The 18,264-nt window shown below is 34.4% G+C and carries 18 protein-coding genes; 6 read left to right on the top strand and 12 right to left on the bottom strand.

Annotated elements, in window-relative coordinates; all coding sequences use genetic code 11:
* The 4 genes from deoC to JZO71_RS07660 form a co-directional block, all read right to left on the bottom strand.
* Nucleotides 1–663 carry a deoxyribose-phosphate aldolase gene (gene deoC, locus JZO71_RS07645; RefSeq protein WP_206898911.1) on the bottom strand — a complete coding sequence of 221 codons (663 nt, stop codon included), beginning with the start codon at nt 661–663 and terminating at the stop codon, nt 1–3.
* A 14-nt stretch (nt 664–677) separates the two neighbouring features.
* On the bottom strand, nt 678–1,979 hold the full coding sequence (locus JZO71_RS07650; RefSeq protein ID WP_206898912.1) for a pyrimidine-nucleoside phosphorylase: 1,302 nt from the start codon (nt 1,977–1,979) through the stop codon (nt 678–680).
* A gap of 140 nt (nt 1,980–2,119) precedes the next feature.
* Nucleotides 2,120–3,136: a substrate-binding domain-containing protein gene (locus JZO71_RS07655; protein ID WP_206898913.1), complete on the bottom strand. Its 1,017-nt coding sequence runs from the start codon at nt 3,134–3,136 to the stop codon at nt 2,120–2,122.
* A gap of 166 nt (nt 3,137–3,302) precedes the next feature.
* Entirely contained in the window at nt 3,303–3,908 is a 606-nt protein-coding gene (locus JZO71_RS07660) for a class I SAM-dependent methyltransferase (protein ID WP_206898914.1), read from the bottom strand.
* Between the two features lie 252 nt (nt 3,909–4,160).
* Between JZO71_RS07660 and coaA the strand changes: the two genes are divergently transcribed.
* Nucleotides 4,161–5,084, top strand: a complete 924-nt coding sequence (gene coaA, locus JZO71_RS07665) for a type I pantothenate kinase (RefSeq protein ID WP_206898915.1) — start codon at nt 4,161–4,163, stop codon at nt 5,082–5,084.
* 57 nt (nt 5,085–5,141) lie between these two features.
* Nucleotides 5,142–6,707 carry a glutamine-hydrolyzing GMP synthase gene (gene guaA, locus JZO71_RS07670; RefSeq protein ID WP_206898916.1) on the top strand — a complete coding sequence of 522 codons (1,566 nt, stop codon included), beginning with the start codon at nt 5,142–5,144 and terminating at the stop codon, nt 6,705–6,707.
* A 298-nt stretch (nt 6,708–7,005) separates the two neighbouring features.
* Here guaA and JZO71_RS07675 read toward each other — a convergent pair whose 3' ends face one another.
* From JZO71_RS07675 to JZO71_RS07710, 8 genes are all read right to left on the bottom strand, one after another.
* Nucleotides 7,006–7,329, bottom strand: coding sequence for a hypothetical protein (locus JZO71_RS07675; RefSeq protein ID WP_206898917.1), 324 nt, complete (start codon nt 7,327–7,329; stop codon nt 7,006–7,008).
* 563 nt (nt 7,330–7,892) lie between these two features.
* The gene (locus tag JZO71_RS07680; protein WP_206898918.1) at nt 7,893–9,203 is read right to left on the bottom strand and encodes a radical SAM/SPASM domain-containing protein; all 1,311 of its coding nucleotides are present in this window, start codon (nt 9,201–9,203) and stop codon (nt 7,893–7,895) included.
* Nucleotides 9,203–9,790 (bottom strand): hypothetical protein, encoded by a 588-nt coding sequence (locus JZO71_RS07685; protein ID WP_206898919.1) that lies wholly within the window; start codon nt 9,788–9,790, stop codon nt 9,203–9,205. The genes JZO71_RS07680 and JZO71_RS07685 overlap by 1 nt, the downstream gene beginning before the upstream one ends.
* Nucleotides 9,759–11,438: an ABC transporter transmembrane domain-containing protein gene (locus JZO71_RS07690; protein ID WP_206898920.1), complete on the bottom strand. Its 1,680-nt coding sequence runs from the start codon at nt 11,436–11,438 to the stop codon at nt 9,759–9,761. The genes JZO71_RS07685 and JZO71_RS07690 overlap by 32 nt, the downstream gene beginning before the upstream one ends.
* A gap of 307 nt (nt 11,439–11,745) precedes the next feature.
* Nucleotides 11,746–12,303 (bottom strand): accessory gene regulator B family protein, encoded by a 558-nt coding sequence (locus tag JZO71_RS12630; protein WP_430733286.1) that lies wholly within the window; start codon nt 12,301–12,303, stop codon nt 11,746–11,748.
* Nucleotides 12,296–12,433 carry a cyclic lactone autoinducer peptide gene (locus tag JZO71_RS07700; RefSeq protein ID WP_206898922.1) on the bottom strand — a complete coding sequence of 46 codons (138 nt, stop codon included), beginning with the start codon at nt 12,431–12,433 and terminating at the stop codon, nt 12,296–12,298. The genes JZO71_RS12630 and JZO71_RS07700 overlap by 8 nt, the downstream gene beginning before the upstream one ends.
* A gap of 11 nt (nt 12,434–12,444) precedes the next feature.
* Nucleotides 12,445–13,719 (bottom strand): sensor histidine kinase, encoded by a 1,275-nt coding sequence (locus JZO71_RS07705; RefSeq protein WP_206898923.1) that lies wholly within the window; start codon nt 13,717–13,719, stop codon nt 12,445–12,447.
* Nucleotides 13,719–14,438 carry a LytR/AlgR family response regulator transcription factor gene (locus tag JZO71_RS07710; RefSeq protein WP_206898924.1) on the bottom strand — a complete coding sequence of 240 codons (720 nt, stop codon included), beginning with the start codon at nt 14,436–14,438 and terminating at the stop codon, nt 13,719–13,721. Before JZO71_RS07710 ends, JZO71_RS07705 begins: the two co-directional genes overlap by 1 nt.
* Nucleotides 14,439–15,244: 806 nt before the next feature.
* Between JZO71_RS07710 and JZO71_RS07715 the strand changes: the two genes are divergently transcribed.
* From JZO71_RS07715 to JZO71_RS07730, 4 genes are read left to right on the top strand one after another with little or no spacing between them, the layout of a single operon-like run.
* A complete protein-coding gene (locus JZO71_RS07715) occupies nt 15,245–15,757 on the top strand; it encodes a hypothetical protein (RefSeq protein ID WP_206898925.1) in 513 nt (170 codons plus the stop codon).
* The gene (locus JZO71_RS07720; RefSeq protein WP_206898926.1) at nt 15,732–16,763 is read left to right on the top strand and encodes a replication initiation factor domain-containing protein; all 1,032 of its coding nucleotides are present in this window, start codon (nt 15,732–15,734) and stop codon (nt 16,761–16,763) included. The genes JZO71_RS07715 and JZO71_RS07720 overlap by 26 nt, the downstream gene beginning before the upstream one ends.
* A 14-nt stretch (nt 16,764–16,777) precedes the next feature.
* Nucleotides 16,778–16,984, top strand: coding sequence for a DUF3173 domain-containing protein (locus JZO71_RS07725; RefSeq protein WP_010745209.1), 207 nt, complete (start codon nt 16,778–16,780; stop codon nt 16,982–16,984).
* Nucleotides 16,977–18,194, top strand: coding sequence for a tyrosine-type recombinase/integrase (locus JZO71_RS07730; protein WP_206898927.1), 1,218 nt, complete (start codon nt 16,977–16,979; stop codon nt 18,192–18,194). Before JZO71_RS07725 ends, JZO71_RS07730 begins: the two co-directional genes overlap by 8 nt.
* Nucleotides 18,195–18,264: the final 70 nt, after the last annotated feature.

Genomic DNA, 18,264 nt, shown 5'->3' on the forward strand with positions numbered 1-18,264 from the left:
TTAGTATCCTTCGCCAACTGAGCCAGACATAATAGCAACTCCAGCACTTGTGCCAATTCGTGTTGCCCCTGCTTCGACCATTGCTACAGCTTCTTCTTCATTGTGGATACCACCAGAAGCTTTCACGCCCATTTCAGGACCAACAGTTGCACGCATTAAACGGATATCTTCTACTTTAGCACCACCAGTTGAAAAACCAGTTGAAGTCTTAACAAAGTCTGCTCCTGCAATTTTTGCAAGTTCACAAGCTTTGACGATTTCTTCATTTGTTAACAATGCTGTTTCAATAATCACTTTAACAAGTGCGCGATCTTTTGCTGCTTCGACTACTGCCTCGATATCTTGTTGTACCTTATTGAATTGTTTTGATTTCAATGCGCCAATATTGATAACCATATCTACTTCGTCTGCACCATTATTGATTGCATCTGTTGTTTCATATGCTTTAACAGCGGAAGTATTCGCTCCTAAAGGAAACCCGATTACCGTACAAACTGCAACAGGTTCACCTTTTAACTGGTCTTTTGCCAATGAAACCCATGTTGGATTGATACATACAGAATAAAAATGATATTTTTTTGCTTCTTCAATAATGCGTAACACATCTTCCTCTGTCGCATCTGCTTTTAAAATTGTGTGGTCAATCATTCGATTTAATTCCATCTTTTTCTTCCTTCCTACTCAGTAATAATATCGTGTACTAAAATTGGTTTTGTAGCTGAATCACTGATTTCAATGTTTTGATATAATAATTCGATCACTTGAGAGAGCTCTTCTGTATTACTATAAATAGTTAGTAAAGATTCGCCTTCTTGTACTGAATCACCAATTTTTTTGTGCAATTTCAAACCAACTGCATGATCAATCGCATCTTCTTTCGTCTTACGACCGGCACCCAGCATCATTGCTGCGATACCTAATTCGTTAGCAACGATCTTAGAAACTAATCCAGCAGATTTTGCAGGAAGTTCTACTTGATGTCGTGCTGTCAGAAGTAATTCTGGTTTTTCAACCACGCGAATATCTCCACCTTGGTTTTGAATCATTTCTTTGAATTTTTCTAAGGCTTTACCGGAAGTTAAGGCTTCTTGTAGCATCATGCGCGCTTCTTCTACGGAGTCAGCTTTTTTGGCTAAAACAACCATTTGACTACCTAATACGTAACACATTTCGATCAAGTCTTCTGGTCCATGTCCTTGTAACGTTTCAATTGCTTCAACTACCTCTAAACTATTTCCGATTGCCTCCCCTAATGGCTCAGACATATCAGAAATCACTGCAATTGTCTGGCGATTAGCAAGTTTGCCAATACTTGTCATTGTTTTTGCGAGACGTCTAGCATCTTCAATATTTTTCATGAACGCTCCATCACCAGTTGTTACATCTAAAACAATTGCATCCGCACCAGCTGCAATTTTCTTACTCATAATCGAGCTAGCAATTAAAGGGATTGAATCGACAGTCGCAGTTACGTCACGTAAAGCATATAGTTTTTTATCTGCTGGTGCTAAATTTCCTGATTGCCCAATAACAGCAACTTGGCTTTCATTGACAATTCGAATAAATTCTTCGTCAGAAAGTTCAATTTTAAATCCGGGAATCGCTTCTAATTTGTCTAACGTCCCACCAGTATAACCAAGCCCACGTCCTGACATTTTTGCTACAGTCACGCCTACACTTGCAACTAACGGCGCTAAGATCAACGTCGTCGTATCTCCGACTCCGCCAGTAGAATGTTTATCGACTTTAATACCATTCAGAGAACTAAGGTCGATCACGTCACCAGAATTTGCCATTGCTAAAGTCATATTTGTAATTTCTTCATCAGTCATATCTTGATAAAAGATTGTCATCAATAATGCGCTGAGCTGATAATCCGGAATTTGATTGTCTGTATAATTAGTAATTATGTAATCAATCTCATTCTTTGTTAAGGTTTTTCCATCCCTCTTTTTTTCAATCAAATCTACCATTCGCATCGCTTGATCCTCCTAGCCTTCATTCGGTATTATACATTATTTTTATAAAAGGTAAACCACTTTAGTAAACTGGTTTACTAAAAACGCAAAAGGCTTTGCCTTGCATTTGTAAACACTTACATAAGCAATATAACGCCCACTTAGCTATTTGTCAATGCTTTTACGCTCTCACGAATAATTAATTTTGTCTCGAAGACTTTGTTCGGAACTTTGCGTTGAGGGAATTCAATTGTATCGATTAGAAAACGAGCTGCATAAAATCCAATATCAAAACTAGGTTGTCGCACAGTTGTTAATTGTGGAATCATGTACTCAGATAATTTTAATCCATCAAAACCAATAACTGAAATATCATCGGGAATTTTCTTACCCATTTCATGAATGGCCTGATAACAACCAATTGCCATTGCATCATTTCCACAAAAAATTGCAGTAATATCTTTGTGTTCCAATAATTTTTTTGTTGCGTCGTACCCCCCTTGAACCGTTAATTCGCCATGCTCAACGAATTTTCCATTAAATGATAGTCCATGATCCTTTAGTGCATGTCGATAACCATTGAAACGCTCTTCCAGTTGATAGTAGCCAGTTGTTTCTTTTAACATACCGATTTTTTTGTGTCCCTCTTTGATAAATAATGAAACAGCTTGATAAGCCCCCTCATATTCTTTGACAATTAAGCGACCACTATCTCGACGGTTCAAGCCACGATCAATCAAAATAATTGGCATATTTTTATAAAATCCACTGTCTAGCGCATACGCCTCTGGTAAAACATTGGGCGTGGCTAATAATATCCCATCGACTGAACGATGCGCTAACTCACGTAAATATTTGATTTCATTTTCTTGTTTGTGTCTTGAATTACACAACATGATTACATACCCAAGTGGATTTAAATAGCTTTCGACACCTTCAATTAGTTTCGAGAAAAAAAAGTCTGTTACATCTGGAACAATCATTCCAATTGTTTTTGAATGTCGGTTGATTACATTTGAAGCAAAATAATCTGGCTTATAATGATGTTCATTGACAATATTCAAAACTTTTTTTCTAGTTTTGTCACTAAAGCGACTACCTTTATTATTCAAAATTTGCGAAACAGTTGTAACTGATACACCAGCCATCTCCGCAATATCTCTAATTGTTAACTTCACTTTTTCTCCCCCTCAACTTGAACTTTTAATCAGTGTAACAAAACCTTTTCTAAAAAAATAGTTAATTGGTAGCACTTTCTTAAAATGAAAATAATTTTTGGACAAAAAAATTGCAAGGAATATTCAACTTTCGAATATTCCTTGCAAGAATAATTGATGGTCAAACTTATTCTTTTACACTTTTTATAATGTAATAGCCTTTGTCTTTGATAACGATTGTTGCGTTGCCAAAAGTTTCTTCCATTTTCTTTTGTGCGCTTGGTGCGCCCTGTTTTTTCTGAATGACAATTGTCAGCGTTCCACCTGTTTCTAAGAGTGGATAGGCACCTGTCAAAATTTCGTGAACCACTTTTTTTCCAGCACGAATTGGTGGATTGCTAATAATCGCTGCATACTTTTCTTGATGCACATTTTCGTAAATATTTGATTGATGAATGTCCACGTTCGTCAGCTGATTACGATTCGCATTTCCTTGTGCTAATTCCACTGCACGTAAATTAATGTCTACCATTTCAACCGTACGTTGGCTGGCATATGCAATGGCTAATCCAATTGGTCCATAACCACAACCAACATCTAACACGTTCCCTTCAGTTGGGATTTCTTGCCAATCAAACGCGTCGATTAACACACGTGAACCGTAGTCCACCGTTTCACGTGAAAATACGCCGGCATCTGTCACAAAGTGAAACAATTTTCCTTTTAATTCAAACGACCATTGCTCAAAGTCATGGGCAACATTGGGACGCTCTGTATAATAATGATCTGTCATCTTTTCCATCCTTCTTCTGTCTTTGCTGCACATAGTCTACCTTTTTCATTGAAAACAAACAAGTGCTCTTTCGTTTCAAGTTTCTTTGTTTCATCTGTTTCTTTCTTTGATTTTAACAAATCAAACTGACGGGTTAAAGCGATGTTTCTAATTTCGTGAAAAAGTCTCTTCATTCCCTTTATAAGAGGTAGGGTTTAACACTATTTTATGTTAGAATAAATCCATTGACGGGAGAGAACGCAGGAGGCTATTATGAACGACCCAATGAACTACTATCGTATTGCAAGGGAAGAATGGCAAGAATTTTATCGTAATGGACAAGCACCACTGACACAAGCGGAATTAGACAGCATCAAAAGCTTGAATGATCGAATCTCAATGCAAGATGTTCAAGATATTTATGTTCCTTTAACACACCTCATTCATCTTTATATGAAAGAATTCGAATCTTTATCCTTAAGCAAAGGACTCTTTCTCCATAAATATGTACCTGTGTCACCTTTCATTATTGGAATTGCAGGGAGTGTTGCTGTCGGAAAAAGTACAACTGCACGCTTGTTACAAACGATTTTGTCGCGTACGTTAAAACGACGGAACGTTCAATTGATTACGACTGATGGTTTTTTGTATCCTAATAAAGTCTTGCGTGAAAAAGGAATCATGGATCGCAAAGGATTTCCTGAAAGCTATGACATGGAAATGTTAATTGATTTTTTAAATCAAGTGAAGTCCGGAAAAGATGAACTGAAAGTTCCAATTTATTCTCATGATGTTTATGATATTATTCCTGATGAGTATGAAGTAATCCAACAACCGGATATCTTAATAGTTGAAGGAATCAATACCTTACAACTCCCAGCTAACCAACAAATTTACGTTAGTGACTTTTTTGATTTTTCTGTTTTTGTTGATGCTGAACCCGATTTGATTGAAAAATGGTATCTTGATCGTTTTGCAGCGCTGCTAGACACAGCTTTTCAAAATCCTGAGAATTATTATTATCGTTTTGCAATCGGTAATCGTGAAGACGCCTTTAAAATGGCCAAAGAAGTCTGGAAAAATGTGAATTTGAAAAATTTAGAGGAATATATCTTGCCTACACGTGGTAGAGCGGATATAATTCTCCATAAAACTGAAAATCATATCATTGATTCGATTTTCATGCGCAAATATTAGCATTTTAAAATAGTAAAACTATTTTGAGATAAATTTAAATGGATAGGGGTAATAAATGTGACAAACGTTGCCGATATGACGAACGTTGAAAAGATTATCGTGTTAGATTATGGTAGCCAGTATAATCAATTGATTACACGACGCATCCGTGATCTAGGAGTCTTTTCTGAATTATTGAGCCACCGAATTACTGCAGAAGAAGTTAAAGCTATGAATCCAAAAGGAATTATCCTTTCTGGTGGACCAAACAGTGTTTATGACGAAGGTGCTTTTAGTATTGATCCTGAGATTTTCAATTTAGGTATACCTGTATTAGGAATTTGTTACGGAATGCAGTTAATTACGTACAATCTTGGTGGGAAAGTTGAACCTGCTAAAAACCGTGAATACGGAAAAGCTTTATTGGAAGTTACAACAGATGACGCTGTGTTATTTAGTGATACACCAAAAGAACAGACTGTTTGGATGAGTCACGGTGACCTAGTAACAAAAGTTCCTGAAGGTTTTGAAATCGTTGGTACAAGTAAAGACTGTCCTATCGCATCGATTCAAGATACTACGCGTAACTTTTATGGAATCCAATTCCATGCTGAAGTGCGTCATTCTGAATACGGAATCGAATTATTACGTCACTTCGCATTCGATGTCTGCCACTGCCAAGGTGATTGGTCAATGGATAGCTTCATTGATATGCAAGTTGAAAAAATCCGTGAACAAGTTGGCGACAAAAAAGTTTTACTTGGCCTTTCTGGCGGAGTCGATTCTAGTGTTGTCGGTGTCCTTTTACAAAAAGCAATTGGTGACCAATTAACATCAATCTTTGTTGACCACGGTTTGTTACGTAAAAACGAAGCAGATCAAGTAATGGAAAGCTTAGGTGGAAAATTTGGCTTAAATATCATTAAAGTAGATGCACGTGAACGTTTCTTAAACAAACTAAAAGGTGTTTCTGATCCTGAGCAAAAACGTAAAATCATTGGGAATGAATTTGTTTATGTTTTTGATGATGAAGCAACAAAATTAGCTGGTGAAGAAGGTATTTCATTCTTAGCGCAAGGAACACTTTATACAGATGTTATCGAAAGTGGGACTGAAACAGCTCAAACAATCAAATCTCACCATAATGTTGGTGGACTACCTGAAGATATGCAATTTGAATTAATTGAACCTTTAAATACACTCTTCAAAGACGAAGTACGTGAATTAGGTACTCAACTTGGAATGCCTGACTCCATCGTTTGGCGCCAACCATTCCCTGGGCCTGGTCTTGGTATCCGTGTCCTAGGTGAGATTAGCGAAGACAAATTAGAAATCGTTCGTGAATCAGATGCTATCTTGCGTGAAGAAATCGCAGCAGCTGGTCTTGACCGTGATATCTGGCAATACTTTACTGTTTTACCTGGTATCCGTTCAGTTGGTGTTATGGGTGATGGACGTACGTATGATTACACAGTGGGTATCCGTGCCGTTACTTCGATTGATGGAATGACAGCTGACTTTGCTCGTATTCCTTGGGATGTCTTACAAAAAATCTCTGTCCGCATCGTAAATGAAGTCGCACACGTAAACCGTATTGTGTACGATATTACTTCTAAGCCACCTGCAACTGTGGAATGGGAATAAAGTAGTAACCTCACTTGGTTGCGAAATGTTGATTTAACAGCTTTTTAGTTCACTTAGAATGGATAAAAAGGACCTATTTTAACTAGGTTCCCCGCCAAAATCCCGCCAGAGAAATCTGACGGGATTTTTTACTTAGCCCCACCACACGCTGATTATCACTTACTGTACTTCCCATCGAATCTTCAACTACTCTAACTGGAACAAGGATAAAAATATAAAGACAGATAACAAAGATTATAGTAAAACCATTCGAAATAGCATGTTATATATCTGCCTGTTTTAAATTGCCTGTTTTCATTTATTTACCAATCAGATAAAACCTGAGTGTCAGAAATTCTACTATAAATCGTATCATAAGCCCAAAGAGAAAATATAATGTAATATTGGACGTTTCTATCCAATTTTCTCCATTTATAAAAATCATAACCACTAAGCAAGCCATAAACCCCACTACATATACTACATAAAAAAGTATCAAATTTCGTTTAGCCTTATCAAAGGCGTATACTATCTGTTCAGGAGGAAATTTTTGCATATATAATTTCTTTTTAAACTGTTCATTTAACAGAACAAATATTAATACTACTAATAAGAATGCTATTTTTACCATTTTAACTATCATTTCTTTACAGTCCTCCAGTGCTAAATTATCTATAAATTATTAATTTCATAATAAAAAACCCGTCAAACATTGGCGGGCTTTTACTTTCGCATTAGCAATAAAATTTTTAAAGATATCATATTGAACGTTGCAAGTTCCTTAAAGATTAGATATCAATCAAGCAAAAATTTCTCAAACAAAAGTCTAGCAAGCAAAGACTTTTCTGATGTGAGTCGGACTGATCCGAATAGGCATTACTAATATACTCCATAATGCACCTCCTCTATCCAATATTAATGATACAATTTCCATGTACAGCGCATAAGTTTATTAAACATGCTCTTGGATCAATTTGTTGATTTGCCATAGGTTGTTCATACACATTTGAAACGTAGTCCATTTAACTTCCCTCCACTAATAATTTAATTAATACCACAAGCGTTTGCTGAACAAAAATGAGCACCACAAAGTTTGAGACCACAGGCTTCGATACAAAGATTTAACCCGCAAACACAAACACTTATTCTTGAATCTTTGTCAGATTCGTAGCAATTTGCAACATAGTTCATATCACGTTCTCCTCTCTAAATTTGATTATTATTAAGTGAAAAGACTAATTGTTTTTCAATTACCCCTTTCACCTGATAGCAGCCAGCTGAATTATAGGTACCACTTTGATTATATGAATTTACGCTACATCCACCACCGCATGAACCGAGATACTTACATTCAGCGCACTCATATATAGCTGTTGGATTTTTTGACATCCAATCATAATAATTTGGATTAGTAATTTCTATTTCCCCACGTTCATTCAAAATACCAAAATTATGTTCTTCATCTCCTAAATGTTCCCAACATTTGTAAAAGTTCATTTCTGGCGAAAAGGTATAACTATGCTCTCTATTTAAACCACAATATGTGTATCTTTTAGCTGGAACCGTCCTCATAGAAAGCCCTTTTTTCGCAGCACTAAGCCATAAACTATAAAGAATCTTTCCTAATTCTTCATCTGGATAACAAATATTCGAAATATTCCCACAAGAAGTTGCTTCATCCCGAATAATTCCAAAGTCTATTGTCATCATAAGAAGATTCCTTTTTTTCAGAAAAGCCAGTAAATCTTCAATATATGGATAATTTTCTTTGTCAACATTGATTCGAATACATATAGTGAGCAGCGGAAAATTATCACGAAGAAACTCCAATTTTTCAATTATTCTATTGAAAGTACTTTTCCCATTTGGATAAATTCTTTTCTGATCATGTAATTGTTGAGGACCATCAAGGGTTATTTGAATCATCTTCAAATCATTTTCAATCATAAAATTTAGATTTTTTTCATTTAGAAGTAATCCGTTACTTACCATATTTATACCTAAAATAATCTCATGATCATCACAAAATTCTTTTATTTTTGGTAGGGAATACTTAATCCCTTTATAATTCACCATTGGTTCTCCACCAAAAAGTGTTAAAGCTAAATATTTAAAGTGATGTTTTGAATGCTCATTTTCAATAAATAAAAGCATTTTATCAATATCAGACTTATTTGAAACTATCTTCGTATTCTTCTTATCCCCTTCAAAGCAGTATGTGCATTCTAAATTACATCCCCATGTTGTTAACCATGTTATTGATAGTAAGGAATCATCATACTTGAATAGATTGTGTTCATAATCATATTGCCTAAGTTGTTGTTCCGAATCATCTACTATCACACCATTTTTCTTAAAAATATCAATCTCACTATCTGATAAATCAAGGATTCTATTAGCTTTTAGAATAGATTCATAATCACTATTTAGTTTAAACACCGCACCAGACATTGAATTGAATAAAATTTTTTCACCTGCTTCATTTTCTGTAATGATATTGTATTTTGATAGATTCATTATTTTTTATTCCTCCCTAAACATGCACAAATAATGATAGTAAAAGCAAAAATAAAAACTAAAATTATCGAAACTGCAAAATGACTAAATATAAATAGTAAATTTTCAAACAAATTGATATTATGATCAATATTATTTTTCATATAATCAAGGCTAGACAGAATTTGTGAATAACTCGGATGGTTTCCTAATACCACTGGATGAGCCCCTTTTGATATATTACCAACTGACCAGTTTCCAATAGCAATGTTACCAAATGCTTGGACACCAAATGCAATTGTTCCTATAGAAAGATATCCTGTCGAAATAATACCTATCGCTAAAAGGCCAATCGGTACCAACCCAAAACTAAGGAATCCAAAGCTGGATACTCCAATTCCTAGAATACCACCCCCCGCTATACCTAATGAAATTAATCCAATACTCAAAGGCCCTAAAGAAATAATCCCTATTGAGATAGGATATTTTGATTGAATAGCTTTTGCTTTATCAAAATTTGTGTTTGTCAAAACTGGATAAACTATGTGTATTAAGTTAATATGTTTATATGTTTTTTTATATTCCAAAAATTGGACTGGCATTCTCATTTGCTAAGCCTTCCTTCCTATCATCTGGCACAGTTTCAATAATATTGTCCCCTTCGATTGATAGAACTCTATCAAAATAGACTTCATCAATATGATGTTCAACAAAAATGAATGTGGTACCAAAACAGAGTTTAGGTAGCTCTGTCAAAATGGTATTCCTTGATTTTTCATCAATATTTGTAAAAACTTCATCTAAAATAATTATTTTTGGGTTTCTTAATATAGCTCGTGCAATTCGTAGTTTCTGTATCTCACCTGTACTTAAGTTTGCATCAAGAAGACCGCACTCCGTTTTAATACCATTGTTTAATTTTTCAATTATATTAGACAAATTCAGTAGTTGAAAAATTCCTTTGAAAAAGTTATTTTGCTCTGTAATATTTAATTCATCTTTTAGTGTCTCCAAAATAAATCCATCATTTTCCGAAACATAAACAATTGATGAAGAGAGCGCAGAATGTGACATCAAAGAGATATCTTGGCCTCGTAAATTTATAATACCTTTATAGTTTTTGTAGAGCCTTACTAAACTTTTTAAAAAAAGAGATTTTCCAGTACCATTTCCTCCTTTAATGAGTATGCGTTCACCCTTTCCTATTTTAAGTTCATTAATCCTAATTATTTCCTTTTTATTTGAGTACAATCGATAGTCCCGAATATACATTAGATTTGAATTATCTACACATTCAACTTGATGATTATCTGGGAAGTACATTTCTTTTTTTATAAGATATGGTATAAGACGTTCTTCATGAACTTTTGCGATTTTAAGGCTGTTCATGAGGTTTACTAGATTTGAAGCAGGAGAAATTAACTGTACTGACATAGAATTAAATGCAATCAATGCTCCGATAGTTAGCGTACCTTTAAATACATAGTAGGACCCTATAAATAGTGGAGCAAATTGAATAAGAAGCAAAATGAATTGGCTTACTATTTGAACATAGTTTTGGAAAAGTAAAATCTCCGAATTTGCATTAGAAACACTTTTTGTTTTTTTTAAAAAAATACTTTCTACTTTGCTAAAATAGTTATAAACGTGTATTGTTGGAACATTAAGAATATTCCTATTCAAACTATCTTGAAGTATATCTCTTTGCCTTTGACATTCATGCTGATACCTCTTCAATCGTTTTGTAGAAATACTGACCCATATAATCTGAAATGGAATAAGAGCAAGAGTAATAAATGACAAAGTAATATTAGTGTAAATCATCAAAGAAAGGTAGCCTATAACTAAAGTTACATTTGAAAATATAGAAACTGTTATCGTCGTGTAGTTACTTATCAAATTATCTATATCTGAAAAAATTGCTGTTTGGATATTTGATATTTTTTGATGACTTATGTCCGAATCAGAAATTGCTGAATGAAAAACCTGATTTCTTAAAAAATAAAGCCCTTCTTGAAAAAAATTAACGTTCAGTCTTGCAGCCACTCTAGAAATAATACTTTGTAAAACCATAAGGATAAGGAAAGTTATAAGTACACCTCCAATATTCTTCATATCTTTAGAAATCAACACATCATCCACAATATATTTGGATAAATAAGAAAAAGGTATCATCGTCAAAGATTGGAAAATAAGAGTAATACATAAAAGCGTATAGATAACTTTTTTCCTTAGTACTAATTCTTTTAGCAGCATTAACTCACTTCCATTTCTCTATTTCAAAGACTTTTTACAATTATTACTATATTTGTAGAACTATATATCAATTCATGTGTGTATCATTCAGCGTGGTATTTGTAACGATCAACAGTTGTACTTCTCTAACTATTACGAATTTCTCTTATATTCATCTAGAAAGAAAAACAGAAGCCATAGATATGAAAAATGAGAGACTGTCATTTTTATATAATTTTATCTATTGTTAAATATTTTTAAATGCACTATATAATTCACTTATAAAAAAAACTCTGATGGTACACATAAAGTGCACCTCAGAGTTTTTTTAATTGATTCGTGTTAAATGATACAAGAAAAAGTACGAACACGAGATCGGTAATAATACATCAAAATTAGTAATCCAGCATAGAAAAAGAATTAATAATTGGATTATCAAAAGAATATTGCTTTTCCTTTTGTTTAGTTCAATCTCTCTTCTTGTAAGAGGTTGATTGCTATGAATTATCACTTTTGAAGAAATAGTAATCATTATTTGAATCACACAGAATGCAAATAGCATGTCATAATTAGTTGATATCTTTGTAATTAGTTGAGCAACCTCCAAGGTAAGAATGACAAATAAAACTGAAGATATCATACACCATGTTTCATTGTGAAAATGTTTTCCTCCGAGATAGCTCTTTGTACTAATTAGCATGATGCAAAAATATAAATATGAAATAATTAGATTAAAGAATACCGCTGTTATTAAACCTAAAATGTACAACAACAAGTATTTAATTGCCTGCTCAATTCCATATTCGAATAAGGAGATTTCTTCACTGCTAATTAGGGACTGATCTGCCATCTTTACTGCAAGGTTTTTGCTAATACTTTTAAACATTCTTTTTATATTTATTAGCTAAGTCTGGTAGTTTTTTTTGCCCAAAAATAAATGTACAAGTTGCATTAATATCAAACGTTATTACTCCTACTGCTACTATCTTCAGTGAATTTAATAATAATTTTTTCATAATTTCTCTCCTTAATTAGTTACATCAAATAAAACTATTGAAGTTGCATAGCAACTATCAGTCTTTTCAATTTTGTAAATTCCATGTTTTTCGTCTATTAATTTTTTTACGCTCCTCAGACCCAAGCCAGTGGATTTCGTTTTTCTTGGTACCACCATCGATGAGTCATAGGTGTTTTCTATTTTCAAAACTAAATTTCTCTTAATCAATTTGATATTAATTTTGATTTCTTTATTTAGTCTATCATCCATCTCAATACAGGCATTAATTGAATTATCAAGTAGATTTCCAATAATTACACTTAATACATCATTTCCTATACTAAATTTTTCTGGTATTAAAATATTATGACTAACTGCTATATTATTTTTTTCAGCAATTCCGATTTTTTCGTTCAAAATATAGTTTAAAATTTCATTCCATGTATAAAATTTGACTTCTGATTTTTCAGATTGATTAATAATCTCTCCTAAGAAATCTTTTGCCTTATCCGCTTGATTATTCTCCAGTAACGCCAAAGTCGTTGTTAAACTATTCTTCAAATCATGCTTGATCAAGCGAACATTTTCAAAAGATTCTTCAATACTTTTATAGTACTGTAATTTTTTCTCAATTGAACTCATGGTCCTCAGTGAATCAATATATCTTTTATAGTAATCTGATATATTATTGATAAGAATGAAGACAGCTACATTCATAAGGAAAATCGAAAGTAAAATCAAGAATACCCATTTTTTCGAAAAATCCACATAATAATAGTCCAGATATAACACACCAACTAATATAGATGATGATAAAAAAGGAATTGTCAGTAACCATTGAAATACTCTAACTGGTATGTTGTCATGTTTTTGTTGCATACTCTTACTTGATGAATACACAACAAATATCATTTTTAATGTACTGGTTAAAAATAACCCCACTAATAAAAATGTATTTTCACTTTCATTTGTAAAGAACAATGAATCAAGCGTATAAAAGCTAATTGCTTCAGAAATCATAGAATATAAAAAGTAGCTACCTACAAGATATAATATTCTGCGATTATTCACATCAAACATCTTAGCCACATATATATTAATTACAAAAAAAGTTACCAAATTTGAAAAATTCGTAAAAACCGTATTTATAGAAGTTAGCCCTAGGATAATTACGATACCCATTATAATCCCTAACCTAAAAAGCTTACTACCTTTTATTGATTTGCTGTGACCATCAGATTTAAAAAGATACCAACTCAAAAGAGTTTCGACAAACACTGAGATACTTATGTAAATGATGTCCATCAGATCATCCTCTCGAATGTATCTAAGATTCTTTGGTATGCTAATTCTCTATACTTTCTACTCAAGGGCAATTCAATTTCTCCATTGGAATCATCTGAAAGAATGACTTTTGTTTTCCCTATCTCTTTTACAGCATAAATATTGATAATATATGAAGTATGAATCTGAACAAACGATTCATTTAGTTGCGCTAGTATTCCGTCTGTATTCATATAAAAAACTTCTTCCCGTCCAAGTTTATTGAACAGAATTGTTTGGCGCTTTTGCTTTTCAAAATACAATATCTCTCCATAAGATACAAAATGTTTTATATTGTTAACAGAATAAACAAATTTATTGTTTTCAAAATTACCCAAGAAAGAAATTTTATCTAATAACTTAAACAGTCTATTTTCTGTTATTGGTTTCAAAATATAATCAAACGTTTGTACTTCAAAAACATCACTCATGTACTCTTTATAGCTAGTAATAAATATAATGAAAGCATTGATATCACGTTTTCGAATCATATGAGCGATTTCTATTCCATTTTTTTCATCAATTTCAACATCCAAGAAGTATATTGCGTACTCATTCTTTCCTTCATTTATCTTTTTTCCAATCGACTGAGATGTATTATAAATATCAATTTGAAAAATATTTTGACTATAGCGATGAACTAAGTTTTCAATTTGTGAAGATATTTCGTTAGAATCATCACAAATAGCGATTTTTATCATAAAGCTCTCCTTTTCTATCAGTAAATAATAGTTTATTAAGGCGCCATAATACTAAACAATATCGGTTTTCAAGTCAATATTAATTTGAACAAGCATCAAATAAGCAAAAACATTATATTTGGATGTCGGAGTATATTATCGCTAATGTAATGATCTACGCCAAATATGTAACAATTGACCTACTTCCTGTAAGTATCTCCTCTCTTTTTTCTCAAATACACTTTAAGTTCACAGTTCTCAAATACTAAAAATTTGATTCTCTCTTAATAAAAATAATACTTATAGGTTCTGAATGCTCCCGTTAGTAACACGGGGGTACCAAACTCATTGAAAATCCCTCTTAGGGTTGCTACAAAAGGCCTCAGTAAACTTTTTCAAGGATTCGATTTTTTTCAAATTTAATCCAATACAACCCAAAAGACGTGTGAACGGACCGGCTGCCAGCGGCAGAGCCGAGTTCGTTTACACGTCTTTTTGGGTTGAGTAAAGAGGAAAGAAAGAGAGGACCATCCTCAAAATAATTTAGTCAGATAAATTCCCAATACGTTAAGAATTCCTTATCTTTAGATAATTTCATTCACCACTGGGAGCTTTTTCAACAAATAGATTGTTCTTATTTGTGACAAACGAAAAAAACAGCTACCTATCAAAGAAATTTTAAGAATTTCCTCATTTTTCACTAATAGAGGAATCTGAATCGTGGTAGAGGTGAAAGGATGGAAATCTGATGAACGCTATTCGTAGTCCAACCCAAGCAAGAGTTAATCAGCTAACAAAAATCACACCAAACCAAAGGAGAAATACACATGTCAAAAAAATTAATGATCCAAAAAGGAACCAGTATCTCACTAAACGATTCAGAAACGGTTAATCTGGCCAGCCTTCGTTTCGACCTGAAACAATTCAAACTCCCTCAACGTTTTGTCGTTGCCAAAAGTGATATTCAAATGCGGATGGAACGTGAACAAAACCATGTTGGAGAACGTGTAGAGACTGGACTAATGACCCTCACCTTCAAAGTCTATGATCGGGCTTTTGTCGAACTGGTTCTGAATAATGGCGGAACAGAACTCGGCTCCCCGATTACCATTATGGTCGAGCATCAAGAAGAATTGCCCATTTTAGATAACTATGAAGACGGCGAGTTGATTCCCATTCGTTTTACTGGTTTAAATGTCTATCCCCGAAAAATTCAGAAAAAATCATTTGTGGGAGAAGGTCAACCAATGATTGATACCTGGCAATTTGCAGCATTGAAAATCAGTGCCACCTCCTATCAACTAGGAGAAGTGAATGAACCAAACACACCGGCAAAGTAACGAATGTCTGATCGATTTTCTACGTTTTTCATTACCAGATTCTTCAATGGAAAAAGTTGCGGACTTATTGGGAATTGCCCTTTCTGACTTCACTTCGGAAAAGAAAGGGAGCCCTTTTCCCACTTACGATTCTCACTATTCCTTCGCAGATATTATCATTCACCAGAGTGATCACCACAACAATCTGTTAGTAAACTTATCGGGTCAAGGGTGTCGTCAATATGAAGAATATATGTCTAGCGTGGAGGGTTGGCATTGGCAGAAATTCTTAGCCACCATTTTAAAAGCCAAAGGAACCATTACTCGTGCCGACTTGGCAATGGATTTGTTTGACGGCTCCTCTCCTCCTGTATCTACTTTGCAAAAATACGTGAAGAACGGCCAACTCAGCTCTCAAAGCCGCCACTTTCGGGAAGTAAATAGCGGGCAACTACAGGATGGCATTCTGACAGGCCACACGCTTTATATCGGTGCTCAACCTCAACTACTTCGGATTTATGATAAAAAACAAGAAGTACGAGATAAGACGGGTGAAATTGCCCAAGTCAACGAATGGGTTCGCTGGGAATTGGAATTAACCGATCAGAAAGCTCGGCAAGCCGTAGAAAAGCTTGCGAAAGGAATACCACTTAATACGGTAATTCGTGGTATTTTAGCTTCCCACTACAGCTTCAAGACCAAACCCAAAGGACCAGTTAATTATCACAATAAAGCGCGTTGGCCGAATATGAAATGGTGGGATAAATTTGTAGGAAGTATTCCAAAAATTCCCTTGCGCGTGATTCGGGAAAAGCCAACCTTTTCCAAGAAGAAGTCCTGGCTAGAGAACGCCACCTCGAAATCTCTTGCCATGGTTTATGAAGCTTTTCTGCAAGCCTATGGGTCAGATCAAGCGGAAGTCTATTTGAAGGAACTGTTAGCCAAGGGCAAAGAGAAATTCACGGAAATAGATCAGACCTTTATCGAACAAAAAATACTGGAATTGGAAAATGAAGATTCTTACTAAGTGAGGTGAAATTGATGGCAGCGTTTATTGATAAAAATGAACTAATGGAACAGGGATATCCGAAACATACGGCACAAAATATCATTAGACAATCAAAAGAAATCATGGTACAACGAGGATATCCATTCTATATGAACAAGCGCGTTGGACGCGTGCCAAAAGAAGTTGTTGAATCCATTCTAGGTTGTGAACTAGAGTCGGAGGAAAACAGCAATGGCTAAAACGAAGTATGCAGGAGTTTATGTAGATAAAGAAAATCAGTTTTACTATGAAACAGAGCTAGGAACCGATCGTATTACAGGAAAAAGACTACGCAAAAAAGGCAGAACGGACCAATCTGGAAAAAAGTTCACGTCTGCCCACGCAGCCTACAAAGAATTGATTAGGATAAAGAGAGAATATCATCAAGTCCAAAAATATGCAAACTACCATCTGACCTATGGAGAGTTCATGAATAAGGTCTATATCCCGGCATACAAAACAGATGTAGAAGAAAGTACTTTTTCAGTCCGAAAAAAGACCTTAGAAAATATCCGTGACCGCTTTTCAGACAAACCTTTACGCGAAATCAATGTGGAAGATGTACAATCTTATCGAACTTGGCTACTAACCGAAAAGAATTCTGGTGGTGCGGGTTATTCTCAAAGCTATGCTAGTCTGATTTTCGGTATGTTCAGAAAAAGCTTAGATATGGCTGTGACCATGCAATATCTTGAGAGTAATATTTCAAAACGTGTGAAGGCTATCCCAAAAGGAAAATGCAATGTTGCTTATTGGACAAAAGATGAATTCGAAAAAGTGATTGCAACTATTTGCATCAATGGTTTTTACGAACATTTGTGTTTTGTCATGCTGTGGGTGTATTACATGACAGGAGTGCGTGTAAATGAAGGCACGGCTTTGTGGTGGGATGACATTGATTTTAGGAACAAACGTCTTAGAGTCCATCATATGCTAGTTACACGAAGTCGCACAGACTGGGATCGTAATGATTACACGAAGACAGATGATGGTAAGCGCACAATTGTCTTAGATGATGATACTCTTACAATTCTAGCAGCTTGGAAAAAGCGTCAAAGCCAAGTAGGAATCCATGATTTTGTCTTCTCGTATGATGGACTTCCAATGATTAAATCCACTATTGGTAGAATCATTGAGCGTTATGCAAACTTTGCCGGTGTTCACAAAATCCAAGCAAAGGGATTACGGCATTCTCATGCTTCATTTCTAATCAATGAGTTCAATGTTTCAGTACTAGTCCTTTCCAAACGAATGGGTCATTCAAGCCCAGAAATCACACTAAAGCATTATTCACATATGTGGTCGGGTGCAGATGAAAGTATCGCAAAGGAAATGGCCGGTAGTATCAAGATTCAAACTGCTAAAAAGACAAAGATTGCTTTTAACGGGAATCAAACCATAAAAAAATAAGAATAATCTAGTTTCCCGCCAGAATCCCCGCCAAGAAATATACAAAGTGCTATAAACACTGATTTAACAG

It is taken from the genome of Candidatus Enterococcus courvalinii (assembly GCF_017315945.1).
GTDB classification, from domain to species: Bacteria; Bacillota; Bacilli; order Lactobacillales; family Enterococcaceae; genus Enterococcus_B; species Enterococcus_B courvalinii.